The organism is Pseudomonas sp. FW305-28 (assembly GCF_017351395.1).
GTDB lineage: Bacteria > Pseudomonadota > Gammaproteobacteria > Pseudomonadales > Pseudomonadaceae > Aquipseudomonas > Aquipseudomonas fluorescens_AA.
Genome location: NZ_JACNDD010000062.1, coordinates 13,765 through 39,021 on the forward strand (window position 1 = coordinate 13,765; position 25,257 = coordinate 39,021).

At 62.0% G+C, this 25,257-nt stretch carries 28 protein-coding genes; 13 read left to right on the top strand and 15 right to left on the bottom strand.

What is annotated here, in order from left to right; genetic code table 11:
* Positions 1 to 33 precede the first annotated feature (33 nt).
* Positions 34 to 552, top strand: coding sequence for an acyloxyacyl hydrolase (locus J4E53_RS15930; RefSeq protein ID WP_060740656.1), 519 nt, complete (start codon positions 34 to 36; stop codon positions 550 to 552).
* Between the two features lie 25 nt (positions 553 to 577).
* Here the strand turns inward: J4E53_RS15930 and J4E53_RS15935 are convergent, their stop codons facing one another.
* From J4E53_RS15935 to J4E53_RS15960, 6 genes are all read right to left on the bottom strand, one after another.
* On the bottom strand, positions 578 to 883 hold the full coding sequence (locus tag J4E53_RS15935; RefSeq protein ID WP_060740657.1) for a YkgJ family cysteine cluster protein: 306 nt from the start codon (positions 881 to 883) through the stop codon (positions 578 to 580).
* A gap of 27 nt (positions 884 to 910) precedes the next feature.
* Positions 911 to 1,684, bottom strand: a complete 774-nt coding sequence (locus J4E53_RS15940) for an SDR family oxidoreductase (protein ID WP_103309095.1) — start codon at positions 1,682 to 1,684, stop codon at positions 911 to 913.
* A gap of 120 nt (positions 1,685 to 1,804) precedes the next feature.
* Positions 1,805 to 3,256, bottom strand: a complete 1,452-nt coding sequence (gene phrB / locus J4E53_RS15945) for a deoxyribodipyrimidine photo-lyase (protein WP_103309107.1) — start codon at positions 3,254 to 3,256, stop codon at positions 1,805 to 1,807.
* A gap of 12 nt (positions 3,257 to 3,268) precedes the next feature.
* Positions 3,269 to 4,216: a MerR family transcriptional regulator gene (locus J4E53_RS15950; protein WP_060740659.1), complete on the bottom strand. Its 948-nt coding sequence runs from the start codon at positions 4,214 to 4,216 to the stop codon at positions 3,269 to 3,271.
* Positions 4,216 to 5,178, bottom strand: a complete 963-nt coding sequence (locus J4E53_RS15955; RefSeq protein ID WP_103309097.1) for a DUF523 and DUF1722 domain-containing protein — start codon at positions 5,176 to 5,178, stop codon at positions 4,216 to 4,218. The genes J4E53_RS15950 and J4E53_RS15955 overlap by 1 nt, the downstream gene beginning before the upstream one ends.
* 177 nt (positions 5,179 to 5,355) lie before the next feature.
* A complete protein-coding gene (locus J4E53_RS15960) occupies positions 5,356 to 6,342 on the bottom strand; it encodes an NAD(P)/FAD-dependent oxidoreductase (protein WP_060740661.1) in 987 nt (328 codons plus the stop codon).
* Between the two features lie 196 nt (positions 6,343 to 6,538).
* On the opposite strand from J4E53_RS15960, the gene J4E53_RS15965 reads away from it, so the two are divergent.
* Together J4E53_RS15965 and hemH are read left to right on the top strand one after the other, a co-directional pair.
* Entirely contained in the window at positions 6,539 to 7,438 is a 900-nt protein-coding gene (locus tag J4E53_RS15965; RefSeq protein ID WP_060740662.1) for a TIGR01777 family oxidoreductase, read from the top strand.
* Positions 7,439 to 7,451: 13 nt separating this feature from the next.
* Positions 7,452 to 8,477, top strand: coding sequence for a ferrochelatase (gene hemH, locus J4E53_RS15970; protein ID WP_060740663.1), 1,026 nt, complete (start codon positions 7,452 to 7,454; stop codon positions 8,475 to 8,477).
* Between the two features lie 143 nt (positions 8,478 to 8,620).
* Here hemH and J4E53_RS15975 read toward each other — a convergent pair whose 3' ends face one another.
* Positions 8,621 to 9,895, bottom strand: coding sequence for a uracil-xanthine permease family protein (locus tag J4E53_RS15975; RefSeq protein ID WP_060740664.1), 1,275 nt, complete (start codon positions 9,893 to 9,895; stop codon positions 8,621 to 8,623).
* A gap of 2 nt (positions 9,896 to 9,897) precedes the next feature.
* Positions 9,898 to 10,536 carry a uracil phosphoribosyltransferase gene (gene upp, locus J4E53_RS15980; protein ID WP_060740665.1) on the bottom strand — a complete coding sequence of 213 codons (639 nt, stop codon included), beginning with the start codon at positions 10,534 to 10,536 and terminating at the stop codon, positions 9,898 to 9,900.
* 164 nt (positions 10,537 to 10,700) lie between these two features.
* Here upp and J4E53_RS15985 point away from each other — a divergent pair, with 164 nt between their 5' ends.
* Together J4E53_RS15985 and J4E53_RS15990 are read left to right on the top strand one after the other, a co-directional pair.
* Positions 10,701 to 11,258 (top strand): hypoxanthine-guanine phosphoribosyltransferase, encoded by a 558-nt coding sequence (locus tag J4E53_RS15985; RefSeq protein ID WP_057451825.1) that lies wholly within the window; start codon positions 10,701 to 10,703, stop codon positions 11,256 to 11,258.
* A 3-nt stretch (positions 11,259 to 11,261) separates the two neighbouring features.
* Positions 11,262 to 11,735, top strand: a complete 474-nt coding sequence (locus J4E53_RS15990; protein ID WP_060740666.1) for a WbuC family cupin fold metalloprotein — start codon at positions 11,262 to 11,264, stop codon at positions 11,733 to 11,735.
* 126 nt (positions 11,736 to 11,861) lie between these two features.
* Here J4E53_RS15990 and dauA read toward each other — a convergent pair whose 3' ends face one another.
* The gene (dauA, locus tag J4E53_RS15995) at positions 11,862 to 13,604 is read right to left on the bottom strand and encodes a C4-dicarboxylic acid transporter DauA (RefSeq protein ID WP_103309099.1); all 1,743 of its coding nucleotides are present in this window, start codon (positions 13,602 to 13,604) and stop codon (positions 11,862 to 11,864) included.
* A gap of 267 nt (positions 13,605 to 13,871) precedes the next feature.
* Here dauA and J4E53_RS16000 point away from each other — a divergent pair, with 267 nt between their 5' ends.
* The 3 genes from J4E53_RS16000 (at position 13,872) to J4E53_RS16010 (ending at position 15,359) form a co-directional block, all read left to right on the top strand.
* Positions 13,872 to 14,357, top strand: a complete 486-nt coding sequence (locus J4E53_RS16000) for a hypothetical protein (protein WP_060740668.1) — start codon at positions 13,872 to 13,874, stop codon at positions 14,355 to 14,357.
* Between the two features lie 62 nt (positions 14,358 to 14,419).
* Positions 14,420 to 14,707, top strand: a complete 288-nt coding sequence (locus J4E53_RS16005) for a PA4642 family protein (protein ID WP_060740669.1) — start codon at positions 14,420 to 14,422, stop codon at positions 14,705 to 14,707.
* 190 nt (positions 14,708 to 14,897) lie between these two features.
* Entirely contained in the window at positions 14,898 to 15,359 is a 462-nt protein-coding gene (locus J4E53_RS16010; RefSeq protein ID WP_103309101.1) for a hypothetical protein, read from the top strand.
* Positions 15,360 to 15,422: 63 nt separating this feature from the next.
* On the opposite strand, the gene mqo is transcribed toward J4E53_RS16010, so the two are convergent.
* Positions 15,423 to 16,928, bottom strand: a complete 1,506-nt coding sequence (mqo, locus tag J4E53_RS16015) for a malate dehydrogenase (quinone) (protein WP_060740671.1) — start codon at positions 16,926 to 16,928, stop codon at positions 15,423 to 15,425.
* 737 nt (positions 16,929 to 17,665) lie between these two features.
* Positions 17,666 to 17,899, bottom strand: coding sequence for a hypothetical protein (locus tag J4E53_RS16020; RefSeq protein ID WP_014340171.1), 234 nt, complete (start codon positions 17,897 to 17,899; stop codon positions 17,666 to 17,668).
* A gap of 205 nt (positions 17,900 to 18,104) precedes the next feature.
* Between J4E53_RS16020 and J4E53_RS16025 the strand changes: the two genes are divergently transcribed.
* A complete protein-coding gene (locus J4E53_RS16025) occupies positions 18,105 to 18,689 on the top strand; it encodes a YajG family lipoprotein (RefSeq protein ID WP_003205489.1) in 585 nt (194 codons plus the stop codon).
* A 115-nt stretch (positions 18,690 to 18,804) separates the two neighbouring features.
* On the opposite strand, the gene J4E53_RS16030 is transcribed toward J4E53_RS16025, so the two are convergent.
* Positions 18,805 to 19,011, bottom strand: coding sequence for a hypothetical protein (locus J4E53_RS16030; protein ID WP_003185312.1), 207 nt, complete (start codon positions 19,009 to 19,011; stop codon positions 18,805 to 18,807).
* Between the two features lie 367 nt (positions 19,012 to 19,378).
* Between J4E53_RS16030 and J4E53_RS16035 the strand changes: the two genes are divergently transcribed.
* The gene (locus tag J4E53_RS16035; protein WP_060740672.1) at positions 19,379 to 19,660 is read left to right on the top strand and encodes a hypothetical protein; all 282 of its coding nucleotides are present in this window, start codon (positions 19,379 to 19,381) and stop codon (positions 19,658 to 19,660) included.
* A 222-nt stretch (positions 19,661 to 19,882) separates the two neighbouring features.
* Here J4E53_RS16035 and J4E53_RS16040 read toward each other — a convergent pair whose 3' ends face one another.
* A complete protein-coding gene (locus J4E53_RS16040; protein WP_060740673.1) occupies positions 19,883 to 21,049 on the bottom strand; it encodes a 1-acyl-sn-glycerol-3-phosphate acyltransferase in 1,167 nt (388 codons plus the stop codon).
* Positions 21,050 to 21,188: 139 nt separating this feature from the next.
* Between J4E53_RS16040 and J4E53_RS16045 the strand changes: the two genes are divergently transcribed.
* The 3 genes from J4E53_RS16045 to J4E53_RS16055 are packed head-to-tail and all read left to right on the top strand — an operon-like array spanning position 21,189 to position 22,305.
* Positions 21,189 to 21,371: a CPXCG motif-containing cysteine-rich protein gene (locus tag J4E53_RS16045; RefSeq protein ID WP_060740674.1), complete on the top strand. Its 183-nt coding sequence runs from the start codon at positions 21,189 to 21,191 to the stop codon at positions 21,369 to 21,371.
* A 10-nt stretch (positions 21,372 to 21,381) separates the two neighbouring features.
* Complete coding sequence (locus J4E53_RS16050) at positions 21,382 to 21,642, top strand: putative signal transducing protein (RefSeq protein ID WP_024619861.1); 261 nt, start codon at positions 21,382 to 21,384, stop codon at positions 21,640 to 21,642.
* 39 nt (positions 21,643 to 21,681) lie between these two features.
* On the top strand, positions 21,682 to 22,305 hold the full coding sequence (locus J4E53_RS16055) for an SOS response-associated peptidase (protein ID WP_060740675.1): 624 nt from the start codon (positions 21,682 to 21,684) through the stop codon (positions 22,303 to 22,305).
* A gap of 130 nt (positions 22,306 to 22,435) precedes the next feature.
* On the opposite strand, the gene J4E53_RS16060 is transcribed toward J4E53_RS16055, so the two are convergent.
* Together J4E53_RS16060 and J4E53_RS16065 are read right to left on the bottom strand one after the other, a co-directional pair.
* Entirely contained in the window at positions 22,436 to 23,155 is a 720-nt protein-coding gene (locus J4E53_RS16060) for a DUF4198 domain-containing protein (RefSeq protein WP_092202543.1), read from the bottom strand.
* Positions 23,156 to 23,168: 13 nt separating this feature from the next.
* Positions 23,169 to 25,253 (bottom strand): TonB-dependent siderophore receptor, encoded by a 2,085-nt coding sequence (locus J4E53_RS16065; protein ID WP_207268159.1) that lies wholly within the window; start codon positions 25,251 to 25,253, stop codon positions 23,169 to 23,171.
* Positions 25,254 to 25,257 lie beyond the last annotated feature (4 nt).

A 25,257-nucleotide genomic window follows, 5' to 3' on the forward strand; every position in this document is an offset into this window, starting at 1 on the left:
AACTAACTAAGTCGTTCGCAAAGGATGTTTCTAATGAAGCGCTTATTCTGCTTTGCCGCGTTTGCGGCTGCATTGCTGGGGCACACTTACACCGCTCAGGCGGCGGGTGTGGAGTTTGGGGTTGGACAAACTAGCGACTCGACCATGACCTATCGCCTGGGCATGCAGTTCGACTGGGACAAGAGTTGGCTGCAAAGTGACGTCGGTCGCCTGACTGGCTATTGGAGCGGCGCCTATACCTATTGGGAAGGGGACGAAACGTCCAGCAACCATAGCCTGTCGTTCTCGCCCGTGTTTGTGTATGAATTTTCCGGCCAGAACGTGAAGCCTTACATCGAGGCGGGTGTTGGCGTTGCACTCTTCGCCAACACCGAAGTGGAAAGCAACAAGTTGGGGACGGCCTTCCAGTTCGAGGATCGCATCGGGTTCGGCCTGCGCTTCAATGGCGGACATGAAGTGGGCATTCGCGCCACTCATTACTCCAACGCTGGTATCAAGTCGACCAACGATGGTGTGGAAAGCTACGCGCTGCACTACACGATGCCGCTGTAACACCTGAACAATTGTGGGAGCGAGCTTACCGATACGCCGTCGCAATGCCCTGGCGTTCTTCCAGGCATTCCGGCGCGCCCATCTCGAACTCGCGGCAGATCAGCGGGCGCTTTTCGTAGATGGTGCACATCATGCTGTCGCGATCCAGGGCCGCGCACCAGCCGTCGTCGAGCCGCAGCATCACTTCCCCACCCCAATCGTCCGTATCGATAAAACGCTCCGGGACCCCGGTGTCGGTGATCAGCATCACTTCCAATTGGCAGCAGCACGCCGCGCACGTCGAGCAGGTGACGGCCGGTGCCGGGATTTCATGGAGGGGGATGGTTTTCATGGCGCGCAGTGTAAGGCAATCGGCGGCTCAGGGGCGTCCCTTGATCGGATCGCCGCTTTTGGCCTGGCATGAGTCGATGTCGGCCGGCAGGGTTTCGCTGGATGAAGGCAAGGGCCACAGTGCGCTCATGGACGCGATGGGAAGTGCGACTTCCCGGGGGCGTTCGACCAAGTGCTTCAGCACATGCCGCGCCGCTTCTTCTGGCGACCAGTGGACCGGGAATGGGAAACAATCGTCGGGCCCCAGCGATGGGTCGTCGTAGCCTGGGTGCACCCAGGTCACATCCACGCCCGCAGCCGCCAGCTCTGCCCGAGTCGATTCGAACAGATGGCGCATCCCGCTTCCACCCGCTTCGATGTTCGAGGGCGGCAGATACGTTGCCGGGCTGGCAATACCCACCAGATGCGGTTGGGTTCCGGCGCGCAACAAGGGCATCGCCACTTCGATGCAGAAACTGGCGGCCAGCAGGTTACTGCGCACGATATGCTCGATCAATGTGTGGTCAGTATGCTGTTCGTCAACGTACTCAGTCGTTCCAGCATTGAGGATCACCTGATCCAGGGCACCCCATTGCCGGGTGATCTGTTCACCGATCTCGCGCACGGCCTGGCTGTCGGTCAAATTGCCGGGCACGGTCAGCACTTGTCCTGGATAACGTACCGAAAGGTTTTCGCCCGAGCGGGGCGAGTGCGAGCTGACGGCCAGGTATGCACCTGTCTCGAGTATCGCTTCAGCCAACGAAGCGCCGATTCCGTTGCCGGCCCCGGTGAGCCAATAGCGCCGGGGCAGTCTTGAACCCATTCCGTACTCCTTTCGATTGCATAACGCTGATACACGACTTTCAGTAGAGTTCGTACGATTAGTACGACTATAAGTTATCGGGTAAAGATTGCATCCCGCGGCCCGGCAATTTCATGTCCGCTAATCGCCCACCCCTTCAACGGCTGCGTCCTGTCGCGTCGGCAGGTTTCTGAACGCTGCCAGTGCACGCGCCCTGGATTCGCGCAAATCGACGATCGGTGCCGGATAGTCCACTGCGCCAAACAAGCCGCCCTGGGTATTTGGGTTATGGACCTGTTGTCTGTCCAGGTCGTTCAGTTCAGGTAACCAGTACTTGATGAACAGGCCCTCGCGGTCAAATTTTTCCGACTGGCTCAAAGGGTTGAAGATGCGGAACCACGGTGCCGAGTCGGTGCCGGTGGAGGCGCTCCACTGCCAGCCGCCATTATTGGCAGCCAGGTCGCCGTCGATCAGGTGCTGCATGAAAAAACGCTCGCCTTCACGCCAATCGATCAGCAGGTTCTTGGTCAGGAACATGGCGACCACCATCCGCAAGCGGTTGTGCATCCAGCCGGTTTCCAGCAATTGGCGCATGGCCGCATCGATAATCGGCAGGCCGGTGCGTGCCTGTTTCCAGGCCTCCAGTTCGCCGGGGGCCTTGCGCCACGCCAGCGCCTCGGTTTCCGGGCGAAACGCGCGGTGGCGCGACACACGTGGATAGCCCACGAGAATGTGCTTGTAGAACTCGCGCCAGAGCAATTCATTAATCCAGGTCACGGCGCCGGCACTTCCACTCTCGAACTCGCCCCGGTTGGCTTGCAGCGCGGCATGCAGGCACTGACGTGGCGACACCACCCCGGCTACCAGATAGGCCGAGAGCTGGCTGGTGCCGGGCCGGGCCGGGAAGTCCCGTTCGTGCTGGTAATCGTCGAGGTGCTGGTCGACAAAACTGTCCAGGCGCCGTCGGGCTTCGGTTTCACCGGCGGGCCAGAAGGCGCGCAGTGTTTCGCTGGGCGGGGCGAACCCATCGACGTGCGTCGGCACCGGATCGCGGGCAATGCCGGTGGAGGCCTGCTGGCGCGGTGTGGCGACCAGGCTCGGCAGCGAAAAATGCAGACGGTTGTAGCAGACCTTGCGGAACTGACTGAACACCTGGAAATAATTGCCGGTCTTGGTCAGTACGCTGCCGGGCCTGAACAGCAGTTGGTCGAGGTGACGGTGAAACTCGATGCCCTGATCATTCAACGCACGGGCGACTTCGGTGTCGCGCTGCGTTTCATTCAGGCCGTACTCTTCGTTGACATGCACGGTGGCAACGTTCAGTTCGCGACATAGCTTGAGCAGCACGCGTGGCGCCTGGTGCCAATGCGTTGCCTCGCGAATCAAGAGCGGGATGTTCAATTCGTTCAGGGCCACGCTCAATACGCCGAGGTTGCGCAGCCAGAAATCGATCTTGCACGGTGCGTCGTCATGGGCACGCCATTGTTCGGGGCTGGTCAGGTACACCGCCACGCATGGTCCTTGGGCTGCGGCCGCCGCGAGGGCGGTGTTGTCGTGCAGGCGCAAGTCGCTGCGCAGCCAGATCAGTTGCATGCTGTTTTCCATCTAAAGGAGTTCTCTGCGGCTCAGTTCGCGGTGAGCCGATAGCGGGTCTTCGGCCCAGGACAGGTCAATCATCGAAACGCCTGTGGATAACCGGGCGTGGTGGATCGACGCGGCCGGGCCGGCAATGATGATCGGGCAATCGATGCCACCCAGCAGCCTGGGCAGTTGGGACAGGTTGATGGCGTGACTGGAATACAACAGGACGCCGCGAGCCTTGAGACGTTCGACCGCCAGGGCCAGCTCCCCCGCCGGTAGCGGGCTGTCGAGCACCTCCACCGGGCAATCGGCGCTGCTGGCCAGCCAGGCGGTGAGCCACAGGTGCGGCTCCTGGGGCAAGTCCGAATGATTGACCAGCAACAGTGGCGCACCGCGCAACTGACGGTTGTTGTGGTAGATCCGGCTGCCAAACTTGCTGCGCAGCCACGAGTACAGGAAGACCCGTTCCAGCTGCGCGCCGAACTGGCCTTGCCAGCGCACGTGCAGCTCGGCCAGTAACGGCAAGAGCAATTGCTCGCACACGGTCCAGGGCGGATACAGCGCCATCGCCTGGTTGACCAGGTCATCGATCTGACGCTCGGCCAGTTGCGTCACCGCCAGCGCCAGGGCGTGGCGCTGACGCTGCCAATCGTTCTCCGGTGGCGGCGTGGGGGCTGTCGGCAGCGGCGGTGTGTCCAGCAACGGCTTGATCTTGCTCACCGCGACGCCACGGTCGATCCAAGTGAGGATGCTGCGGATCCGTTGCACATGGTCGGCATTGAACAGGCGATGCCCCTTGGGCGTGCGGTGCGGCACGATCAGGCCGTAACGGCGCTCCCAGGCCCGCAGCGTGACAGCGTTGACACCGGTCTGCCGGGCGACTTCGCGTATGGGTAACCAGCCTTGCGCCAAGGCCTTGGCAAAGTCGGCCCCCAGGTCTTCGCGGGCGCTGGAATCGGGGTCGTTGTTCATCAAATGGCGTTTCGCAAACTGAGGTTTTCCGGGTGCGGCTGCAGGTAGACCTGCTGTGCCAGGTAAGGATCGGGGTGCTGGCGCAGGTGATGCTTGAGCAATGTCAGCGGCACCACCAAGGGCACGATGCCGAGGCGGTACTGCCCGATGAGATGCTGTACCTCCTGCTTGTCGTCGGAGTCGATGGCACGCTTGAGGTAACCGCTCAGGTGTTGCAGCACATTGGTGTGGGTGCGGCGAGTGGCGCATTTCTTCAAGGCGGCCATCAATGCACTGAAGTAGCGTGGACCCAGTTCATTGGGGTCGGCCTTGCCCATGTCACCCAGCAGTTTGCCCAGGGCCTTGTACTGTTCGGGGTTGTGAGCCATGAGCAGGTATTTGTAGCGTGAGTGGAATTCGATCAGGTCGCGCCGGGTCAGGCCCTGGCGGCGCAAGGGTTGCCAGGCGGCATAGGCAAACACCCGGGTCAGGAAGTTCTCCCGCAGTACCGGGTCGTTGAGGCGACCGTCTTCCTCCACCGGCAGATCGGGATGGCGTTCGCAAAAGGCCTGGGCATAGATACCGCGTCCGCCGCCTTCCTGGGGGACACCGTTGTGGTCATAGACCTTGACCCGCTCCAGTCCGCAGGACGGCGATTTCTGCATGAAGATGTAGCCGCAGAGGTCATCCAGTTCCCCGGCCATCTGCTGCCCATAGTCGGCCAATGGCCGGGTCACGTTGAGGTCGCGATTCACCGTACCGAGCGCCTCGGGGTGTTCAGGATTGCCCACCAGGCGAATCGGCTCCCGGGGAATGCCCAGGCCGATGGCGACTTCGGGGCACACCGGCACGAAATCGAAGTAATCGATGAGGGTGCGGCTGCACAACGACGATTGCTTGTGCCCGCCGTTGAAGCGAACTTCGGCACCCATCAGGCAGGCGCTGATGGCGATTCTGGGTTTGGCGATGGCTGCGCTGGGCATGGGCGACCTCTGATGGGTTAATCTTGTACAAATTTATATTTATGTACAATATTTTCATCATAGGTCCGAATGCACACAAGTCAACCGGATTCATCGAGGGGCTGGGCGACGTCAGTGGGTGCCGCGGGCAGGCTGCTGTCTCTTTCGACAGCAGCGAGGAGCGATGGGGGACGCGATCTATTGCAGGCTTGCGTGCAGGCGGCGTGCAGCCTCCTGGCCGCTGAGCCATGCGCCTTCGACTCGGCCGGACAGGCACCAGTCACCGCACACGTACAGCCCCAGGTCGGCATCGGCCAGGGCGCCCCATTCATGGCTGCCGGCGGGGCGGGCATAGAGCCAGCGATGGGCCACGCTGAAGCTCGGTGCGGGCATCGCGCTGTGCAGCAGTTCGGCGAACGCACCGTGCAGGTGTTCGATCACCGCTTCCTTGGACAGGTCGATGTGCTGCCGGCTCCAGTCGCTGGTGGCGTGCAGTACCCAGGTGTCGAGCTTGCTGTCGCGTCCCGGTTTGCTGCGGTTGCGCGCCAGCCAGTCCAGGGGGCTGTCCTGTACGAAGCAGCCCTCCATGGGCGTATCCAGCGGGGCTTCGAAGGCCAGGGCCACAGCCCAGGTCGGGTCCATCTTCACGCCGGCCGCCACGGCGGCCAGCTTCGGTACGGCCGCCAGCAATGCGGTGGCCTGGGGCGCGGGCGTGGCGATCACCACGTGGCCGAAGGGGCCGTGGGTGAAACCTTCCGCGTCCTGCAGATGCCAATGCTCCTGGCCGCGGTACACCTCGGTGATCCGGCAGGAAAACTGCACCTGCAGCTTGTCGAGCAAGGCGCGGGTGATGGCGCTCATGCGCGGGGTGCCGACCCAGCGAGTCTGTTCGTCCGGCGATGGGCTCAGTTGCCCATTCTGGAAGTTGTAGAGCTGCGGGTTCCATTCCGCGGCCCAGCCGTTGGCTTGCCAGCGCTGGACCTCGGTGACGAAGCGGCGATCGCGGGCAGTGAAGTACTGCGCGCCCATGTCCAGTGCGCCAGCGTCGCTGCGCTTGCTCGACATGCGTCCGCCACTGCCGTGGCTTTTATCGAAGAGTTGAACGATATGCCCGGCCTCCGTCAGGGCCTGGGCGGCTGAAAGTCCGGCGATGCCGGTGCCGATGATCGCGATAGGTACAGTCATGAGGGCCTCGTTTACCTTTCTGTACAGACTACGCCGTCGTTTAAACCTGTACAATTCGGGTTTTTGGTATAAGTTTTACCGTTCGCGTTTGGACAGGTTGTCCTATTGTTAAACACAGACCCCGTCCGATACGAAAAATCCCTGCTTATAAAAATAGACTAATGGGCCGGGTAAAACGCGATTCGAGGAACATCTCATGCACATATTGCTGACCGGCGGTACTGGTTTGATCGGACGTCAGCTCTGCCGTCTCTGGTTGCAGCAGGGGCATCGCCTGACGGTATGGAGTCGCCGACCCGAAGAGGTGGCGAAAATCTGCGGGACATCGGTGCGGGGCGTGGCCAAGCTCGACGAAATCCACGAGCCGGTGGACGCGGTGGTCAACCTCGCCGGCGCCCCCATCGCCGACCGTCCCTGGAGCCATAAACGCAAGATGTTGTTGTGGAGCAGTCGTATCACGTTGACGGAAGTTCTGCTGGCGTGGCTGGAGCGTTGCGAGCAGAAACCGCAGGTGCTGATTTCCGGTTCCGCGGTGGGCTGGTACGGCGACGGTGGCGAGCGTGAATTGACCGAGGAATCGGGACCGGTGAGCGAAGATTTCGCCAGCCAGTTGTGCATCGCCTGGGAAGAAACCGCGCAACGGGCCGAGGCCTTGGGCCTGCGCGTGGTGTTGGTGCGTACCGGTCTGGTCCTGTCCGCCGAGGGCGGCTTTTTGTCGCGGCTGCTGTTGCCATTCAAGCTGGCGCTGGGCGGGCGTATCGGCAATGGTCGGCAGTGGATGCCGTGGGTTCACATTGACGATCAAATCGCCCTGATTGATTTTCTTCTGCACCGCACCGATGCCAGCGGTCCTTATAATGCGTGCGCGCCGAACCCGGTGCGCAACCGCGATTTTGCCAAGGCCCTGGGGCGCGTATTGCACCGGCCGGCCGTGGTGCCGATGCCGGAGCTTGCGCTGAAGGTCACGCTGGGGGAATTGTCCTTGCTGTTGCTCGGCGGCCAGCGCGCCACGCCGGCCCGATTGCAGGCGGCGGGTTTCACATTCCGATTCACTGATTTGCCTGCGGCCCTGGAAGACTTGTCCAGCCGCCTTTGAAATAGGACGTTGCATGACCGATCACGCGTTGCTTCTGGTGAATCTGGGTTCGCCTGCCTCCACCTCGGTGGCCGATGTGCGCCGCTACCTCAATCAGTTCCTGATGGACCCGTATGTCATCGACCTGCCATGGCCGGTGCGGCGTTTGCTGGTGTCGCTGATCCTGATTCGGCGTCCCGAGCAGTCGGCCCACGCCTACGCCTCGATCTGGTGGGAAGAGGGGTCGCCGCTGGTGGTGCTCAGTCGCCGGCTGCAACAGGCCATGATCGCGCAGTGGACCCAGGGCCCGGTGGAGCTGGCGATGCGTTATGGCGAGCCGTCCATTGAGTCGGCGCTGGTACGGCTGGCGAGTCAGGGTCACAAGAAGATCACGTTGGCGCCGTTGTATCCGCAGTTCGCCGACAGCACCGTGACCACGGTGATCGAGGAGGCCAAGCGGGTCGTGCGGGAAAAGAAACTCAATGTGCAGTTTTCGATCCTCCAACCGTTCTACGATCAGCCCGAATACCTCGATGCCCTGGTGACCAGCGCCAAGCCGTACCTGATGCAGGAACACGATCATCTGTTGTTGAGTTTCCACGGCTTGCCGGAACGCCACCTGACCAAGCTCGACCCGACGGGATTTCATTGCTTCAAGGATGCCGACTGCTGCAAGAACGCGCCGCCGGAGGTCATGGCGACCTGTTACCGCGCGCAATGCATCCGCACTGCCGAACTGTTTGCCCAACGCATGGGGCTGGCGGATGGCAAATGGTCGGTGTCGTTCCAGTCGCGCTTGGGGCGTGCCAAGTGGATCGAACCCTACACCGAGGCGCGCCTGGAGGAACTGGCCCAAAGCGGCGTGAAGAAAGTGCTGGTGATGTGCCCGGCGTTCGTGGCCGACTGCATTGAAACCCTGGAGGAAATCGGCGATCGCGGCCGTGAACAGTTCCGCGCGGCAGGGGGGGAGGAGTTGGTGCTGGTGCCTTGCCTCAATGATGAGCCGCAGTGGGCGCAGGCGTTGAGTACTCTCTGCGAACGGGCTCCGATCGCGTTGTAAGGTTCAAGGGCCTCATCGCGAGCAAGCTCGCTCCCACATGGAATCTGTGGTGGACACAAATGTTGTGACCACTCGAGACCCACTGTGGGAGCGAGCTCGCTCGCGATGGCTATCAGGCCGACAACAAAGCCTTCAAGCTTGAGTCACAGTAGCGGCTCATCCGCCTTTTTCTGCTTCCAGCCGTCATTGCCCGGCAGCAGCAAGTTCAGCGCGATCGCCACCACCGCGCACAACGCGATGCCTTTGAGGCCAAAGTCGTCCGGGCCGGTGCCGGTGCCCACCAGCACGCCGCCGATGCCGAACACCAGCGTCACCGAAACGATTACCAGGTTGCGCGCCTCGCCCAGGTCGATCTTGTGGCGGATCAGCGTGTTCATGCCCACCGCCGCAATCGAACCGAACAACAGGCACAGGATTCCGCCCATCACCGGCACCGGGATGCTTTGCAGCAGCGCGCCGAACTTGCCGATGAACGCCAGGCTGATGGCAAAGATCGCCGCCCAGGTCATGATCTTCGGGTTGTAGTTCTTGGTCAGCATCACCGCGCCGGTCACTTCGGCGTAGGTGGTGTTGGGCGGGCCACCGAACAGGCCGGCGGCGGTGGTGGCAATACCGTCACCGAGCAGGGTGCGGTGCAGGCCGGGTTTCTTCAGGTAGTCGCGACCGGTCACGCTGCCCACGGCAATCACGCCGCCGATGTGCTCGATGGCCGGTGCCAGGGCGACCGGCACGATGAACAGGATCGCCTGCCAATTGAACTCCGGCGCGGTGAAGGCTGGCAGGGCGAACCAGGGGGCGGCGGCGATTTTCGCGGTGTCCACGACCCCGAAGAAAAACGCCATGGCAAAGCCCACCAGCACGCCGGAAATGATCGGCACCAGGCGGAAAATGCCCTTGCCGAACACCGCCACGATCAGGGTGGTGAGCAGGGCCGGCATCGAGATCATCATCGCGGTCTGATAATGAATCAGCTCGGTGCCGTCACCGGCCTTGCCCATTGCCATGTTGGCGGCAATCGGCGCCATGGCCAGGCCGATGGAAATGATCACCGGACCGATGACCACTGGCGGCAGCAGCCGGTCGATGAACCCGGTGCCCTTGATCTTCACCGCCAGGCCCAGGAAGGTGTAGACGAAACCCGCCGCCATCACCCCACCCATGGTCGCGGCCAGGCCGAACTGGCCCTTGGCGAGGATGATCGGGGTGATGAAGGCAAAGCTCGAGGCCAGGAACACCGGTACCTGGCGCCCGGTGACGACTTGGAACAGGATCGTTCCCAGGCCGGCGGTGAACAGCGCCACGTTAGGGTCCAGCCCGGTGATCAGCGGCATCAATACCAGCGCGCCGAAGGCGACGAACAGCATCTGCGCGCCGGACAGGACCTGGCGCCAGAGCGGATCGTTGAACTCATCCTGCATGCTCAAGCGTCCTTCTGCTTGGTGCCGAAGATCTTGTCGCCGGCATCGCCCAGGCCCGGGATGATGTAGCCATGCTCGTTGAGTTTCTGGTCGATGGACGCGGTGTAGATGGTCACGTCCGGGTGGGCGTCCTGCACGGCCTTGATGCCTTCCGGAGCGGCGACCAGCACCATGGCGCGGATCTCCCGGCAACCGGCCTTTTTCAACAGGTCGATGGTGGCGACCATGGAGCTGCCGGTGGCGAGCATCGGGTCGATGATCATCGCCAGGCGCTCGTCGATTTCCGGCACCAGTTTTTCCAGGTAGGTGTGGGCTTGCAGGGTCTGCTCGTTGCGAGCCACGCCCACGGCGCTGACCTTCGCCCCCGGGATCAGGCTCAGTACGCCTTCGAGCATGCCGATGCCGGCGCGCAGGATCGGCACCACGGTGATCTTCTTGCCGGCGATTTTCTCGACCTGGACCGTACCGGCCCAGCCGTCGATTTCGTAGGACTCCAGCGGCAGGTCCTTGGTGGCTTCGTAGGTGAGCAGGGCACCGACTTCCTGGGCCAGTTCACGGAAGTTCTTCGTGCTGATATCGGCGCGGCGCATCAGGCCGAGTTTGTGTCTGATCAGCGGATGGCGGATCTCGAGGATGGGCATGGGGAAGGCTCCGGCGGCGGGCAAAAAAACCGGCCTAGATTAATCTATCCGAGGGTGTTGTCCTATAGACAATACAGAACGTTAGTCCACAAACGCTTGATCTGGCCGGGCGGGATGCGTACCTTTGCCGGCTTTTCCGAACCCTGCCCCCCCTGGAGAGCGCCATGTCCGCTGATCTCGAGCATATCCGTCAAATCATGCGAGAGGCTGACTGCCTGTACACCGAAGCCGAAGTCGAAGCGGCCATCGCCCGTGTCGGTGCGCAAATCAACGAGCAACTGGCCGATGCCAATCCGGTGGTGTTCTGCGTCATGAACGGCGGGCTGATTTTCTCCGGCAAGCTGCTGACCTGTCTGAACTTCCCCCTGGAAGCGTCCTACCTGCACGCGACGCGTTATCGCAACGAAACCAGCGGTGGCGACCTGTTCTGGAAAGCCAAGCCGGAAGTCTCGTTCATCGACCGCGACGTGCTGATCATCGACGACATCCTCGACGAAGGTCACACCCTGGGCGCGATCATCGACTTCTGCAAACACGCCGGCGCCCGCGCCGTGCACACCGCCGTGCTGATCGACAAGGACCACGACCGCAAGGCGCGGCCGGACTTGAAAGCCGATTTCGTCGGCCTGCCGTGTATCGACCGCTACATCTTCGGCTACGGCATGGACTACAAAGGTTACTGGCGCAACGCCAATGGCATTTTCGCCGTCAAGGGGATGTAATCGATGACTCGGCCAAGTTTCCTGGAACAAGCGTTGTTCGATGAATTGGCCGAGAAAGCCGCGGCCAGTCCTCGCGGACGCCAGCACCATAACTTCCATGAGATGGATGAACCGTGCCACCGCATGGCGGTTGGCTTGCAGCCTTGCACCTACGTCCCGCCGCACCGCCACCTGAGCGCCGATAAGGCGGAAACCTTGCTGGTGCTCAAGGGGCGGCTGGGGGTGTTGATTTTCGACGAAGCCGGTGCGGTGGTGGACAAGCGCATCCTGCAGGCCGGTGGCGATTGCCTCGGCGTCGACCTGCCCTCTGGCGTGTATCACGGGTTGGTGGTGCTGGAAGCCGACAGCCTGATGTTCGAATGCAAGGCCGGTCCCTACCGGCCCGTGGGCGAGGGCGAACTGGCCCACTGGGCGCCCCGCGAAGGCGAGCCAGGCGTGGCCGAGTACCAGGCCTGGATGCGTGCTCAGTTCGACTGAGCACCGAATCAGTCGCCGGCACGGAGCTTTTGTGGTGAGGGAGCTTGCTCCCGCTTGGGTGCTTGGCACCCACCTGCAATTGGGGCTGCTGCGCAGCCCAGCGGGAGCAAGCTCCCTCGCCACCGTTCAAGCAAGTTTTGGATGAGCGGTGCTGCCGCCGGCCAACCACTGCTCACTCTTGACCCGCGCCTGCTCCAGGGTCTGCACATAGGCCAATTGCCGCTGTTCGCGATGAATGCCGGCGCGGCGCAGTTTCAGGCGCACCCTGGGCGCGGTCGCCACCAGGATCAGGCCGATGCCGTGCTTGCGGTAATCCTTCAGGATATTTTCCAGCGCAGCCAGCGCGGTCATGTCCAGCATGGGCACGGCGCTCATTTCCACGACCACCACCCGAACGCCCGGGTCGAACCGGCGCAGCACATCCAGGGCTTTTTCCGCCGCGCCAAAGAACAACGGTCCACGAATGGCGTAGCAGCGAACGTGCTCGGGCATGTCCAGCAGGGCCTGGTGAAAATGGCGCGGCAACTCGGCGCTGTCGGTCAGTTCGCTCATGCGCTTGATGAACAGCCCGGCGGCCAGCAGCAGGCCGACGGCGACAGCCAGGACCATGTCGAACAGCACCGTCAGGCCCAGGCAGGTCAGCAGCACCAGCACGTCGCTGCGCGGGGCGATGCGCAGGGTGTGCAGCACATGCCCGGCTTCGCTCATGTTCCAGGCGACCATCACCAGCAGCGCGGCCAGTGCGGCCATGGGCAAGTAACTGAACAGCGGCGCCAGCAGCACAATCGCCACCAGCACCACGAGGCTGTGGATGATCGCCGCCAGCGGTGAAAAGGCGCCACTGCGCACATTGGTGGCGCTGCGGGCAATGGCGGCGGTGGCGGTGATGCCACCGAACAGCGGCGCCACCAGGTTGCCCAGGCCCTGGCCCATCAGTTCGGCATTGGGATCGTGCTTGCTGCCGGTCATGCCGTCCGCCACCACCGCGCACAACAGTGATTCGATGGCACCGAGCATGGCGATGGCAAAGGCGGGCGCCAGCAATTGGCGGATCAGGTCATAGGACAGGATCAACGGACGTCCCTGGCTGTCCGGCAGGTTCCAGGGCCAGTCGAAGCTGGGTAGGAAGGGTGGGATGCCCGGGTGAGCGATGCCATCGACGACGTAGCTGAAACGTTCGCCCAGCGTCGCGATCGGCCATCCGCCGCGCTCCATCGCCAGCCCCAGCAACGTGCCCACCAGCAGCGCCACCAGATGCCCGGGCACCCGTGGCACCCAGCGCGGCCAGACAATCAGCACCGCCAGGCACACGGCCCCGATGACCCCATCACCCAGACGGGCACCGGGCAGCGCCACGATCAATTCGCCCAGCTGTTCGATGTAGTGTTTGGCTTGGCCGGCAGTGGTCAGCCCCAGCAGATCCTTCAGTTGCAACGTGGCGATGACCACGCCGATGCCCGCGGTGAAGCCGAGGATGACCGGATAGGGAATGTACTGGATCAGGCGGCCGGCGCGTATCAGGCCCAGGGCGATCAAGATCAGGCCGGCGAGCATGGTACACAGCAGCAGGCCGCCCAGGCCGTATTGTTGGGTGATGGGCAGCAGGATCACCACGAACGCCGCCGTCGGCCCGCTCACGTTGAAGCGCGAGCCGCCGGTGAGGGCGATCAGCGGTGCCGCCACCAACACCGTGTACAGACCGTGCTGCGGCGGCACGCCGACGGCAATCGCCAGGGCCATGGCCAGGGGGATGGCGATAATGCCGACGGTCAGCCCGGCCACCAGATCGCCGCGCAGGCGTTCCAGGGTGTAGCCGGCACGCCAGGTCTGGCGCCAGGCGGCGAATAACGGTGGTGCGGAGAAAGCCATGAATACTCCTCGCAAGGGGGGCTGGCACTGGCCCCGTGGCGAGGGAGCTTGCTCCCGCTCGAGTGCGTAGCGCTCGCAATATTCTGGGGCGGCTGCGCCACCCAGCGGGAGCAAGCTCCCTCGCCACAAAGGCATGCATCAGTGATATCGATGCTGATGGCCTCTTTGAGTATGCCGCGCCCGCTGTCCGGATGTATTGATCCGGATCGCTTATTTTTACTGTCCGTGCTCATGCTAGAGTGCCCGGCCAAGATTCTGGAGGTTGTCATGCGTGTATCGATCCGCCGCTGCGCCACTTCACTGTTGATCGCCAGCCTGCCTTTGACGGCCGTGGCCGCGCCGATGCACAGCCAGTTCCTGCCGCCGGATGACCTGGTGGTGCGCCAGGAACAGCCCGAACAGCAGCAGTTGCTGCAAGTGACCGAGTATTCGGTGGTGCTGGGTAACCAGCGCCAGTCCAACCAGCAACCGATCCCGGTCACTTCGCCCTTGCTGGTCCGTCTCAAGGGCAAGTCCTTGAACAAGGGGGCGACCATCAGCCAGGTGATCCTCAACTTCGACGGCGAAAGCAAAAGCTTGAAGAAACCGGCCTTCGACGAGGCGAGCAAGACCCTGACACTGTCTTATCCACAGGCCCAGTACCGGGTGGTCATCGACCTGTTGCGCAACAATACGGTCTACGTGCAGTTCCTCACCTACGCCAACGGCCATATCTGGGCCGACCTGCACACCGGCATCGAACGCCCGCGTTGAGCCCCGAGGCCTGCCGGGGGTAAACTGCCCGCCCCCGTGAATTGTGCGAGTTGGAGCCGGCAATGCGTAAAGACAAGAAACAAGTGATTGGCGACGAGATTGGCGATGAGCAGATCAAGCTGTTCCTCAATTTCGAGCCGGTCGATGCCACTTCGCCTTCATTGCACAAACTGATCAAGGCCTACCGTGGCCTGCGGGTCGACGATTTCGAGCGTTTCTTGACGTTCTTCGTCGAGGCCGGCCATGACCTCGACGGCAAGGATGAGCACGGCAACGATTTCGTTGCGCTGATCCAGGACCAGCGCAATGCCGAGGAATACATCGAATTGATCAACAAGGCGCGCCGCTGAGTTGAACCCCTGTCAACGCTCTTCGGAGCGTTGACTCGTTTGGGCTGATCGCAACTAATCTCTTCTTCTGCAAGTTGCTCCGAAAGGTTATGTCACCATTCGGGCTGTTTTGTTTTATTTGAATTTCCATTACTTTTGCGCCGAAGCCAAGTGGCTTTGACGTCATCGTTTAAATGGAGCTTTATTCATCATGGAAGATCAAAAGAAGTTTGTCGCCGGGGTGTTGTTGTCCCTGGCGGCGTGTCTGGCAAGTTCCGCTTCCTGTGCGCGGGATGAAATTGTCAATGTCGAAGTCCATAACGCAACCGCCGCCGTCATCGTTCCCGGCAGAGATTTTACCTGGACGCAGAATCCGGCCAATGCAGGCCACAGCTTTTCGATAAACCCGGGCGAGAGCCAGGAATTAACCTACTACCTGCCCCAGTCACGCGCCGAGCGAGAGGCCTTCAGCTATACGCAAGGCAGCCGAACCTGTCATTTCAGCTTTGGACATGTCGCAAGGGCACCGGGCAGTGATAAAGAGGCAATGCCTTATCATCGCTGGGTCAAGGCGGAGCCGGCGGGTTACTGTGTCGCTGAATTGTTTTATGTTGAAGATGATGACGACTATGTGAGTCACGGTGGAACACGCGTCAAATTCAGCATGAACTAACACCGAGGAAATAAAAAAGCCTCCCGTCTGCACGGGAGGCTTTTTTATATTAGCGGCAAGGTGTCAGGCGTAACTTTGAGCCTTGCTGTCTTCAACCAACTCCAACGCAATGTTGTTCTGCGCGTTGATCTTGCGATACAGCGCCGCGTCGGTTTCCAGCACTTTTTCCCGGGCCGGGAAAATCTCTGCGAGCTTGCCAGCCCACTCGCCCTTGGCCTTGTCCGGGAAGCAGCGCTCGATCAGCTCCAGCATGATCGATACGGTCACCGAAGCACCCGGCGATGCGCCGAGCAGGGCGGCGAGGCTGCCGTCCTTGGCCGCCACCAGTTCGGTGCCGAACTGCAGGACGCCACCTTTCTTCGGGTCTTTCTTGATGATCTGCACCCGTTGGCCGGCCACTTCCAGGCGCCAGTCTTCGGCTTTCGCCTCGGGGTAGAAGCGACGCAGGGATTCCAGGCGCTGCTCCATGGACTGCATCACTTCGCTGATCAGGTACTTGGTCAGGTCCATGTTGTCCCGGGCCACGGCCAGCATCGGGCCGATGTTGCCGGCGCGTACCGACAGCGGCAGGTCCATGATCGAACCGTGCTTGAGGAACTTGGTGGTGAAACCGGCGTATGGTCCGAACAGCAGGGATTTCTTGCCGTCGACCACGCGGGTGTCCAGGTGCGGCACCGACATTGGCGGCGAGCCCACGGCGGCCTGGCTGTAGACCTTGGCCTGATGGTGCTTGACCACTTCCGGGTTGTCGCAACGCAGCCACTGGCCGCTGACCGGGAAGCCACCGAAGCCCTTGCTTTCCTCGATGCCCGAGGCTTGCAGCAGCGGCAAGGCCGCGCCGCCGGCACCGAGGAACACGAACTTGGCGTCGACTTCGCGGGTGCTGCCGGAATTGACGTCCTTGATGCTCACGGTCCAGCCGCTGCCGTTGCGCTTGAGGCCGGTGACGCGCTTGCAGTATTTGACCTGGGTGTCCGGGGCGCTGGTCAGGTGCTTGAGCAACTGATTGGTCAGGGCGCCGAAGTTGACGTCGGTCCCGTTCATGACGCGGGTGGCGGCGATGACTTCATCGTCCGGCCGGCCAGGCATCATCAACGGCATCCACTCGGCCATCTGGCCTTTATCTTCGGTGTATTCCATGTCGGCGAAGGCGTGATGCTGGCGCATCAGCTCGAAGCGCTTCTTCAGGAACGCCACGCCTTTGTCACCCTGTACGAAACTCAGGTGTGGCACCGGGGCGATGAAGGACTTGGAGGAGCCGAACGTGCCTTTCTGGGTCAGGTACGTCCAGAACTGCTTCGACACTTCGAACTGGGTGTTGATGTGCACGGCTTTCTTGATGTCGACCGTACCGTCGGCCGCCTGGGGCGTGTAGTTGAGCTCACACAGCCCGGCGTGGCCGGTACCGGCGTTGTTCCACGGGTTGGAACTCTCCGCGGCACCGGAGTCCATCAGCTCGACGACTTCCAGCGAGATCGCGGGGTCGAGCTCCTTGAGCAGCACGGCCAGGGTGGCACTCATGATGCCGGCCCCTACCAGAACTACATCGACTGCTTCGTTATGCGCCATTTAACGCGTCTCCAAAATCTGCAGCACCAAATTGTCGGCATAGCGGCCAGGAGTGGCGGGGCAGGTCAGTTGCGCCCCAGTTATCCATGGCCAGGATCGCCATGTCCGAATCTTCGCAATTTTTCGCACCTACTGCGGATGCATGCAGCCTGGCCTCAAGAGTCACATGAACTCATTTAAGCGCCGGGCAGGCAATTCGACTTATGGCCGAGACATCCGTTCGTGCAACCAAATCCGTAGCGGACAGGCTTCAGGCGCCGGTTCTTGAGCGATATCCGGTCCTGTGTCGTTGGGCTGTTTCAGACGCTAATGGTGCTTGTTCAGACGCAAAACTCTTCATTTGCTCGCCACACTCTCGTGAAGTTGTGAAAACCCGTTTTTTCACGCTCTTTTGAAGACGTGAACCTCAAAAAAGGGCTGTCCCAGCCTGGCACCGTGCCCGGTTTGGTTGCCCCCATGGAGTACATGACAGGCAAAACAGGCAGACAGCTCAGTGACCGAGCGTAATGACAGCTCTGCAGATTCGCGAAAAGTGGTGATTTGCCTGGAGAACAGCAAGCGCGCCAGCTTCACTCGATCTGTGTGGGCGGCTCTCTGTGGGCGGTGCGGGGTGCCAATACCAGCGCATCAGCGGTGTTGCGAGGCCCGATCAGGAGACGTCCTTATAATCGGGGGGAGATTGTATCGAAGAAACGCAGGGAAATGGTCGTGTTTAATGACTTTTATTAGCCGTCCGGTCAGATGGTCAACAGTTGCCGGTTGCGTGCGCGGGCACGAAGCGGTTGCACGCGGGCGCTGGCGGGCAATGGCTGGTGCAACCAGTTGAGGCGGATTTCGTCGATTTCCACCCAGCCCTCGCCCATGGGTTGCAGGCTGCACTGCTTGAAGGCCTGGCAACGGCCGTTGCGATCGAGCAGGGCGAAGCTGCGGTGATGGGGACGCGGGGTGAACAGGGAAATGAGGAAGCGCATGAGCGAATACCGGGTCAGGGAGCTTGGAGCAAGCCTGACAGCGGGCCATGACATGCCGGTGTAAGGACCGTGACAATGGGGTGACAGGAACCGGCAATCACGGCCCGTGTCAGACATTTCAGTATTCATCGTGCGACGCTAGTTCACGGCGATGGCGCACCGCTATACTGCCGGCCTGTTTGTGCCCGATTCTGGAGAGAAGAGCATGTTGCAACGCCTGTTGTTCGGTTTGATCGCTGTGACCAGTCTGACCCTCGTCGGCTGCGCCCACAGCCCGCAACAACTTAACCCGGAGCCCAAGCTCAATGCCCAACTGGCGCCTGTGGGTCGTGGCCAGCCGGTGGTGGTGCGGGTCGTGGACGGTCGTCCGTCGCCGACGCTCGGCACCCGTGGCGGGCTGTACCCGGAAACCAGCGTGATCACGGTGCAGGGTGCGCAGATCCTGCCCAAGCTGCAGGCCCAGGCTGAAGCCGCGGTGCGTTTGCTGGGCTTCACGCCGACCGCCAATGCCTTGAATGCACCGCAACTGACCGTGACCCTGGCTGAGCTCAAGTATCAGTCGCCCAAGGAAGGCATGTATGTGACCGAAGCCACCATCGGCGCGACCTTCCGCTCCGACGTGCAGAACGCCAACCGCCGCTACAGTGGTCGTTACGGTGCGTCCCTGGATCAGCGCTTCGGCATGGCGCCCAACCAGGACACCAACACCAAGCTGGTCAGTGACGTATTGAGCGATGCCCTGACCCGGCTGTTCAAGGACCCGACCATTGGCCAGGTGCTGGCTGAGTAAGCATTAAGTCCTGTAACCCCTGTGGGAGCGAGCTTGCTCGCGATAGCAGCGTGTCAGCCATCTTGATGTCGGCTGATCCACCGCTATCGCGAGCAAGCTCGCTCCCACAGTTTTTTCAGGCGGCCTGGGAATAGAATTCCAGCACGCTGATCCCGGTCAGCAGGTCTGTTTCAGGCAGGTCGGCATGTTGATGGCCGCCGAGGGCGCAGTACACCAGCCAATGGCGGTCCTGCACATTGAAGGACAGGCTGTCGACGAGGTTCTGTTGTTCGTCGCTTGGGCTGATGAGATAGAGGCGATCCTGGTTTTCGGCGTGCAGCATGACGGGTTCCGTGCGGGTTTGAAGGGCGACAGAGTGGCCTATTCAGATGACGAAACCGTGACGGGGGAAATTAACCCGAGGATTGATTGCGGAGCCTGTGGCGAGGGAGCTTGCTCCCGCTGGGCTGCGTAGCAGCCCCCGACTAGCGTCTCGGTGTGTCAGGTTAATCGTGCAAGCTTTTTTTGGGACTGCTGCGCAGTCCAGCGGGAGCGAGCTTCCTCGCCACGAAGTCACCAGGCCATTATCCCAGCCGGTCGTTACTGGTCGGAAAAAACGGTGCAGGACGGCAGGCTTTCGGTAGAATCCGCGCCCTGTTCGTAGGCTACCGGGCGTGTCTGTCCTGTCCGTTTTTCGCTTGAGGTTCGTGATGTCGCTGCATCTGTTTTCGTTGTTCGCCGCCCACCCCGCCAAACTGATCAACCTGCTCGCGTTGCTGTTTGCCTGCCCGGGCGGCTGGGTATTGCACGCGACGCGTCGCCGTGAACAACGGGCGCGAGCCTGCCTGCAAGCACGCAATGGCAATGGCGAGGAGCGCTTCGAAGCACTGCTGGACCTGGCCACCCAGCGCATGAACCGGTTTTTCTATCGGTTCGGCTTTGGCTGCCTGGCGCTGGCGTTGCTGGTGTCGTGGATCAGTACGCAGTTCTGACTGCGTAGCCGTGGCGAGGGCGCTTGCAGCGCAAGCGAGGGCCGCCAGGCAAAGGTGCTTTTGTGGCGAGGGAGCTTGCTCCCGCTGGGCTGCGAAGCAGCCCCCTCTTGAACGGTCAGCCCCAAGGCTCTGACTAACCGCAAGCCCGTTTTGCGATTGCTGCGCAATCGAGCGGGAGCAAGCTCCCTCGCCACAGAGACCCTGTGTCCTCAGACCTGTCGCTTAAAGCGCCAACCCGGCCTTGACCCGATACTGATTACGCACCGGCGTCGCATATTGCAGCACCAGGAACGGCCGGTGTTCCGGCGGGCAAGCGTCCAGCCGGCGCTGCCATTCTTCCTGGGCCTTGGCCAATTCATCGGCACCAAACACTTCGGCCGCCGTCGGCACCTGCAACTGCGGGTCGGCGTCGGCCCATTGGGCGTAAGCCAGGTAATGCACCGGGAACAGGCGGTAGCCGCCGAGAATCTGCCGGTCCATTTCCAGGGCCAATTGCTTGGTGTCCTCGAACAGCTCGGTGATGGGCGCGGCGAAGTTCACGTGGACCCGGCCCTTGTAGCCGGTGATGCCTTTGGCGATGCTCACGTCGTCCTCGCCCGGTGCCTTGGTGTAGGTGCCGGTGGTGGCGCGGATGTACAACTCGCGGGCCTTGGCCTGGTCGCACGGGTCGTATTCGTAGCTGATCGACACCGGCGTGAGGTTCAGCGACTGGATCACTTCGCCGAACGGCTCGTCCTTGCGGCTCATGTGGAACATCTTGAGGATCGCCGATTCGGTCCGGTCGTCGCCGTCCTTGGCCCGCCCTTCGGCCTGGGCGATCCAGATCGAGGCGCAGTCGTTGCGGATCGAATGGTTGATGTACGCCGACAGCAACTGGTACGCCGCCATTTTTTCCCGCCGTCCGGTGATGGAGCGGTGCACGATGAAGCTCTTGTTCAGGCGCATCAGGTCGCTGACAAAAGGTTTTTGCAGCAGGTTGTCGCCAATGGCGATGCGCGGCGTCGGCAGGCCGGCGTGGTATACGGCGTAGTTGACGAAGGCCGGGTCCATCACGATATCGCGGTGGTTGGCGATGAACAGGTACGCGCTGCCGGACTTGAATTGCTCCACGCCGGTGTAGGTCACGCCATCGGTGGCGCGCTCGATGGTGTGGTCGACGTAGAACTCCACCTTGTCCTGCAAAGTGGCGACCGACGTCACACCGGCGAACTCACGGCGCAATCTTTGCGCTATAAGGGGTTTGAGCATCCAGCCGAAGGCGCCGGCCAGGCGTGGGAAGCGGAAGTGGGTGAGGATATCTAGAAACGCCTTGTCGCCGAGCAGCCGTGCCAGCACCGCTGGGACTTCGCTGTCGTCGTAAGGTCGGATGGCATCGAATTCGCCCATCATGCTCTCTTGTTGGAAACGGCTAGGGTAAGTAAAGGTTCGATCGAAAAAACGACGGGGCACGGCCTGGAAGATAAGCCAGACGAAAATAGCCCTGCAAATAGACCGGCGATTATACGCACAAGTCACTTGGGAGACCGCGATGCTGGAGCAGGCTCATTATGATTGTCCCTATTGCGGGGAGGATGTGGAGACAACCGTGGACTTGTCCGGCGGCGACCAGACCTACATCGAGGACTGTCAGGTGTGCTGTCGACCGATCACCTTTGTGCTGCAGGTCCATGGCGAGGAATGGCATCTCGAAGTCTTCAGCGAAAACGAATGATGGGGCGCCCATGCAGCGAATCTACGAGCTGGAAAACCTGATGGAAGGCGAGTTGTTGCAAGGGATGCTTGCGAGCGAAGGCATCACGGCGCATCTGGTGGGGCGTGATTTGCTCGGCGGCGCGGGGGAGTTGCCCATGCAGGGCCTGCTGGGGCTGGCGGTGGAGGACGAGCAGGCGCAATACGCCCGTGAGTTGATCGCCGCGTACAATGTCGCGCTGCCGCTGCCCGGCGATGAACCGGACAGCTACCCCGGCACGCTGGTCTGTTAGGCTGGCGGTCGTTCGTTCGATCAAGAGTCGTGTTGCCCCATGTGTGGACGTTATGCCCTGTTTCGCTGGAACCCCACCTTTGCGGGCCTGCCCGGTTTTCCCGCCGATCAGAAGGCCCAGTGGAATATTTCGCCCAACGATTCGGTGCTGATGCTACGGGCCGGCGCCGAGGGCCAGCGCGAGCTGGCTCGGGCGCGTTGGGGCCTGACGCCGCCGTGGCTGACCGACTTGTCCCGCACCCCGGCCCATGCCCGGGCCGAAACCGTGGCCGAGCAGCCGATGTTTCGCGAGGCCTTGCGCCTGCGCCGCTGCCTGCTGCCGGCCAACGGCTTTTATGAGTGGCGCGGCGGCACACGCAAGCGTCCGTACTGGCTGACGCCGGGGGAGGGCTCGTCGCTGTTTTTTGCCGCGATCTGGGAAGCGTATCCGGTGCAGGAGCAGGTGTGGCTGAGCACGGCGGTCATCACCCAGCCGGCGGCGGGGCAGCGCCGGCCGTTGATCCTGGACGAAGAAGGCCAGCGCCTGTGGCTCGACCCGCAGACACCGCTGCATGCCTTGCAAGGGTTGCTGGCAAGCGAGCCGGCGCCACTGCGCGAGCGGGTATTGGCCAATATGGTCAATGATCCGAAGCTCAATGGGCCGGAGTGCTTGACCCCGGCTTGAGCTTTGCGGGGATTGTGCCGGCCTCATCGCGAGCAAGCTCGCTCCCACAGTGGGGTGTTCACAAAAAATGTGTTCACCGCCTACCCCCTGTGGGAGCGAGCTTGCTCGCGATGGCGTCGTGTCAGTCAACCTACTCGTGGTGCGGTTCGCCCAGGAAGGTCAGCGAGGTGAACACGCCGCGGGTGGCCACGTCCTTGTTGTCCTTGAGCGCAATTTCCATCTGCGCCGCGATCACATTCAGGCCTTCGTTGCGCACCAGCACCTTGGCCCGGCCTTCTGCATCGGTTTCGGTCGAGACGGTGTTCGGCGCGCTGCGGTAGTCGCCCACCAGTTTCACTCCAGCGGCCGGTTTGCCATCCAGCAGCACCCGTACCGGCAGTGACTGGCCCGGGCCTACGGTCAGCGGGTCGACTTCCGGCAGGATCACGAACTTGATCGGTGCAAGCGCCGGCAGTTTCGCCCCCGGCTCATAGATCGCCAGGCTGTACTTGAACGTCTGGGTCGACTCGATCGCCCCGGGCACTTTGCTGCGGCCTTCGTTGATCCACTTCTTGTCCGCCGTCTGGGACCACATGCCATTGTCCAGCGCCACCGCCAGCACGGCCGGTGGCTTGAGCGGTTGCAGGCGGGCGTGGTCCGGCAGGCGCTCTACGGTGACCGGAATCATCTTGCCGCCCAGGTCATAGGCCCAGGCACCGCTGATTTTCTGCGCCTTGAAGGCATTGTCTTCGGCACCATGGCCGTAGATCACTTCGATGTTGCCGCGACGCTGTTCGGTCCACAAGCCATGGGCCGAGGCCTGTGTGGCCAGGAGCAGGCCGAGCAGGGCGAAGGTCTTGGGGTGTTTCATGGCGTTTTTCCTTTTACAGAGCGAGGGTAAGACTGACGGTGAAATTGCGTGGTTCGCCGGGGGTGACCCAGTAGTTGCTGTAGGCGCGCTCGTAGTATTTTTCGTCGAAGACGTTGTTCAGGTTCAGGCCCACGGTGACGTCGTCGCTGGCCTTGTAATGGGCCAGCAGGTCCACGGTGTGATAGGCCGGCAGTTCGAAATCCTTGCCGGCTTCGCCCGAGCGATCGCCGACGTAAGTGAGCGCCGCGCCGACATCCGAACCGCGCAGGTGCCCGTCCTGGAATTCGTAGACCCCCAGCACGCTGCCGCTGTGTTTGGCGACGCCGAGGATCCGGCTGCCGGTGGGAATGGTTTGGTCGCCCTTGGTCACTTCGGCATCGATGTAGGCATAGGCGCCGATCACCCGCACGGCGTCGGTTACCTGCCCGGTCACCTGCAGGTCGATGCCCTGGCTGCGGGCCTTGCCGATGGCGCGACTGAAGTCGGTCCCGGCGACCGGGCTCAGGACGTTTTCCTTCTCTATATGGAAGGCCGCCAGGGTGGTGCTCAGGCGATCGTCGAACCACTCGCTCTTGATCCCCACTTCATAGCCGACGCCTTCCTCGGGGTCGAAAGTCTTGCCACTGGCATCCAGGCCGTTGTTGGGCTTGAACGAGGTGGAGGCGTTGGCGAACAACCCGACTTCGGGTGTCAGTTGATACAGCAGGCCGGCTCGGTGCGTCAGGGTGTCGTGGCGCTGGCGGCTGGTTTTACTGCGGGTGTGGTCGTCGATGCTCTGCTCGAAATGCTCATACCGCACGCCGAGCATGCCCCGCAGCTTGTCAGTGAAGATGATCTGGTCCTGCAGGTTCAGTGCGCGGCTTTGCACATGTTCGAAGAAGTCTGTGCCGGAGGGCGTGCCAGTGGGTTTTGGCTGGCCGTAGACTGGCTGATAGATGTCGATGGGGTAAGCGCCGGCGATGTTGGTCACGCGCTCGTTCTTGCGGTAGTCCTCGTATTCGCTGCCGACCAGCAGTTCGTGCTGCCACGGGCCGAGGTCGAACAGGCCGCGCAGTTCCAGTTGGGTGATGCTGTCGTGCCAATTGTTGTCGCGCTCGCGGTAGCGGCGGTTCACTGTGTGGCCGTCGGCGTTCAGCGGGCGCGCCTCGGAAGCGAAGCCCCAGAGTTCGCCCTGCTTGTAATGGCTGGCCAAGCGTAACTGCCAGGCGTCGTTGAGCTGATGCTCGAGGGCGGCCTGGAGCATGTTGTTGTGGTTGTCGATGTCGCCGTCGTTGGGTTCGCCCAAAAAGGTCGAACGGGAAACGCCGCTCCAGCGATTGTTCGGGGCGACAATGCCACGGTCGAATGTCGAGCTGTGGCGCACGATTTCGCTTTCCACCAGCAACCGGGTGTCGGGGTTCAACTGCCAACTGATGGAAGGCGCGATGAAAACACGTTTGCTGCCGACATGGTCGCGAAAGCTATTGTTGTCCTCGACCGCCAGGTTGACCCGCGACAGCAGGTTGCCCTCGGTGTCCAGTGGCGTGTTGACGTCCAGCGCGGTGCGGTAGCGGTCCCAACTGCCGGCGCTGGTCTGCAGGGTGGTGAAGGCTTCCGGTTGCGGTTTCTTGGTGACAATGTTCACCGTACCGCCGGGATCGCCCCGGCCATACAGGCTGGCAGCCGGGCCCTTGAGCACTTCGATGCGTTCGATGTTCGCGGCGTCCGGCGTGCTCGGATAACCGCGGTTGGCGCTGAAGCCGTCCTTGTAGAACTCTGAAGTGGTGAAGCCGCGCACGCTGTATTCGTAGAGCGTCAGGCCGCCGAAGTTGTTCTGCTTCGACACACCGCCGGCATATTCCAAGGCTCGCTCGACGCTGGTGCTGCCCAGGTCCTTGAGCACGCTGGCGGGAATCACGCTGATCGATTGCGGGATGTCGCGCAGGGCAGTGTCGGTTTTGGTGGCGCTGGCCGAGCGGGTGGCGCGATAGCCCGTGACAGGGCCGGTGGGGGATTCGTAGTCGGACGTCACGGTGATGGCGTCCAGTTCCAGGGGCTGGATTTCCTCGGCGTAGGCCGGATCGCCCAGTAGTCCCAAGGCGAGGCTGGCAGCTGAAATCCGT

What these genes read in the sequence shown, in the direction of transcription:
- J4E53_RS15930 (WP_060740656.1), top strand. Translation starts at nt 34, where the DNA reads ATGAAGCGCTTATTCTGCTTTGCCGCGTTTGCGGCTGCATTGCTGGGG.
- J4E53_RS15935 (WP_060740657.1), bottom strand. Translation starts at nt 883, where the DNA reads ATGAAAACCATCCCCCTCCATGAAATCCCGGCACCGGCCGTCACCTGC.
- J4E53_RS15940 (WP_103309095.1), bottom strand. Translation starts at nt 1,684, where the DNA reads ATGGGTTCAAGACTGCCCCGGCGCTATTGGCTCACCGGGGCCGGCAAC.
- phrB (WP_103309107.1), bottom strand. Translation starts at nt 3,256, where the DNA reads ATGCAACTGATCTGGCTGCGCAGCGACTTGCGCCTGCACGACAACACC.
- J4E53_RS15950 (WP_060740659.1), bottom strand. Translation starts at nt 4,216, where the DNA reads ATGAACAACGACCCCGATTCCAGCGCCCGCGAAGACCTGGGGGCCGAC.
- J4E53_RS15955 (WP_103309097.1), bottom strand. Translation starts at nt 5,178, where the DNA reads ATGCCCAGCGCAGCCATCGCCAAACCCAGAATCGCCATCAGCGCCTGC.
- J4E53_RS15960 (WP_060740661.1), bottom strand. Translation starts at nt 6,342, where the DNA reads ATGACTGTACCTATCGCGATCATCGGCACCGGCATCGCCGGACTTTCA.
- J4E53_RS15965 (WP_060740662.1), top strand. Translation starts at nt 6,539, where the DNA reads ATGCACATATTGCTGACCGGCGGTACTGGTTTGATCGGACGTCAGCTC.
- hemH (WP_060740663.1), top strand. Translation starts at nt 7,452, where the DNA reads ATGACCGATCACGCGTTGCTTCTGGTGAATCTGGGTTCGCCTGCCTCC.
- J4E53_RS15975 (WP_060740664.1), bottom strand. Translation starts at nt 9,895, where the DNA reads ATGCAGGATGAGTTCAACGATCCGCTCTGGCGCCAGGTCCTGTCCGGC.
- upp (WP_060740665.1), bottom strand. Translation starts at nt 10,536, where the DNA reads ATGCCCATCCTCGAGATCCGCCATCCGCTGATCAGACACAAACTCGGC.
- J4E53_RS15985 (WP_057451825.1), top strand. Translation starts at nt 10,701, where the DNA reads ATGTCCGCTGATCTCGAGCATATCCGTCAAATCATGCGAGAGGCTGAC.
- J4E53_RS15990 (WP_060740666.1), top strand. Translation starts at nt 11,262, where the DNA reads ATGACTCGGCCAAGTTTCCTGGAACAAGCGTTGTTCGATGAATTGGCC.
- dauA (WP_103309099.1), bottom strand. Translation starts at nt 13,604, where the DNA reads ATGGCTTTCTCCGCACCACCGTTATTCGCCGCCTGGCGCCAGACCTGG.
- J4E53_RS16000 (WP_060740668.1), top strand. Translation starts at nt 13,872, where the DNA reads ATGCGTGTATCGATCCGCCGCTGCGCCACTTCACTGTTGATCGCCAGC.
- J4E53_RS16005 (WP_060740669.1), top strand. Translation starts at nt 14,420, where the DNA reads ATGCGTAAAGACAAGAAACAAGTGATTGGCGACGAGATTGGCGATGAG.
- J4E53_RS16010 (WP_103309101.1), top strand. Translation starts at nt 14,898, where the DNA reads ATGGAAGATCAAAAGAAGTTTGTCGCCGGGGTGTTGTTGTCCCTGGCG.
- mqo (WP_060740671.1), bottom strand. Translation starts at nt 16,928, where the DNA reads ATGGCGCATAACGAAGCAGTCGATGTAGTTCTGGTAGGGGCCGGCATC.
- J4E53_RS16020 (WP_014340171.1), bottom strand. Translation starts at nt 17,899, where the DNA reads ATGCGCTTCCTCATTTCCCTGTTCACCCCGCGTCCCCATCACCGCAGC.
- J4E53_RS16025 (WP_003205489.1), top strand. Translation starts at nt 18,105, where the DNA reads ATGTTGCAACGCCTGTTGTTCGGTTTGATCGCTGTGACCAGTCTGACC.
- J4E53_RS16030 (WP_003185312.1), bottom strand. Translation starts at nt 19,011, where the DNA reads ATGCTGCACGCCGAAAACCAGGATCGCCTCTATCTCATCAGCCCAAGC.
- J4E53_RS16035 (WP_060740672.1), top strand. Translation starts at nt 19,379, where the DNA reads ATGTCGCTGCATCTGTTTTCGTTGTTCGCCGCCCACCCCGCCAAACTG.
- J4E53_RS16040 (WP_060740673.1), bottom strand. Translation starts at nt 21,049, where the DNA reads ATGATGGGCGAATTCGATGCCATCCGACCTTACGACGACAGCGAAGTC.
- J4E53_RS16045 (WP_060740674.1), top strand. Translation starts at nt 21,189, where the DNA reads ATGCTGGAGCAGGCTCATTATGATTGTCCCTATTGCGGGGAGGATGTG.
- J4E53_RS16050 (WP_024619861.1), top strand. Translation starts at nt 21,382, where the DNA reads ATGCAGCGAATCTACGAGCTGGAAAACCTGATGGAAGGCGAGTTGTTG.
- J4E53_RS16055 (WP_060740675.1), top strand. Translation starts at nt 21,682, where the DNA reads ATGTGTGGACGTTATGCCCTGTTTCGCTGGAACCCCACCTTTGCGGGC.
- J4E53_RS16060 (WP_092202543.1), bottom strand. Translation starts at nt 23,155, where the DNA reads ATGAAACACCCCAAGACCTTCGCCCTGCTCGGCCTGCTCCTGGCCACA.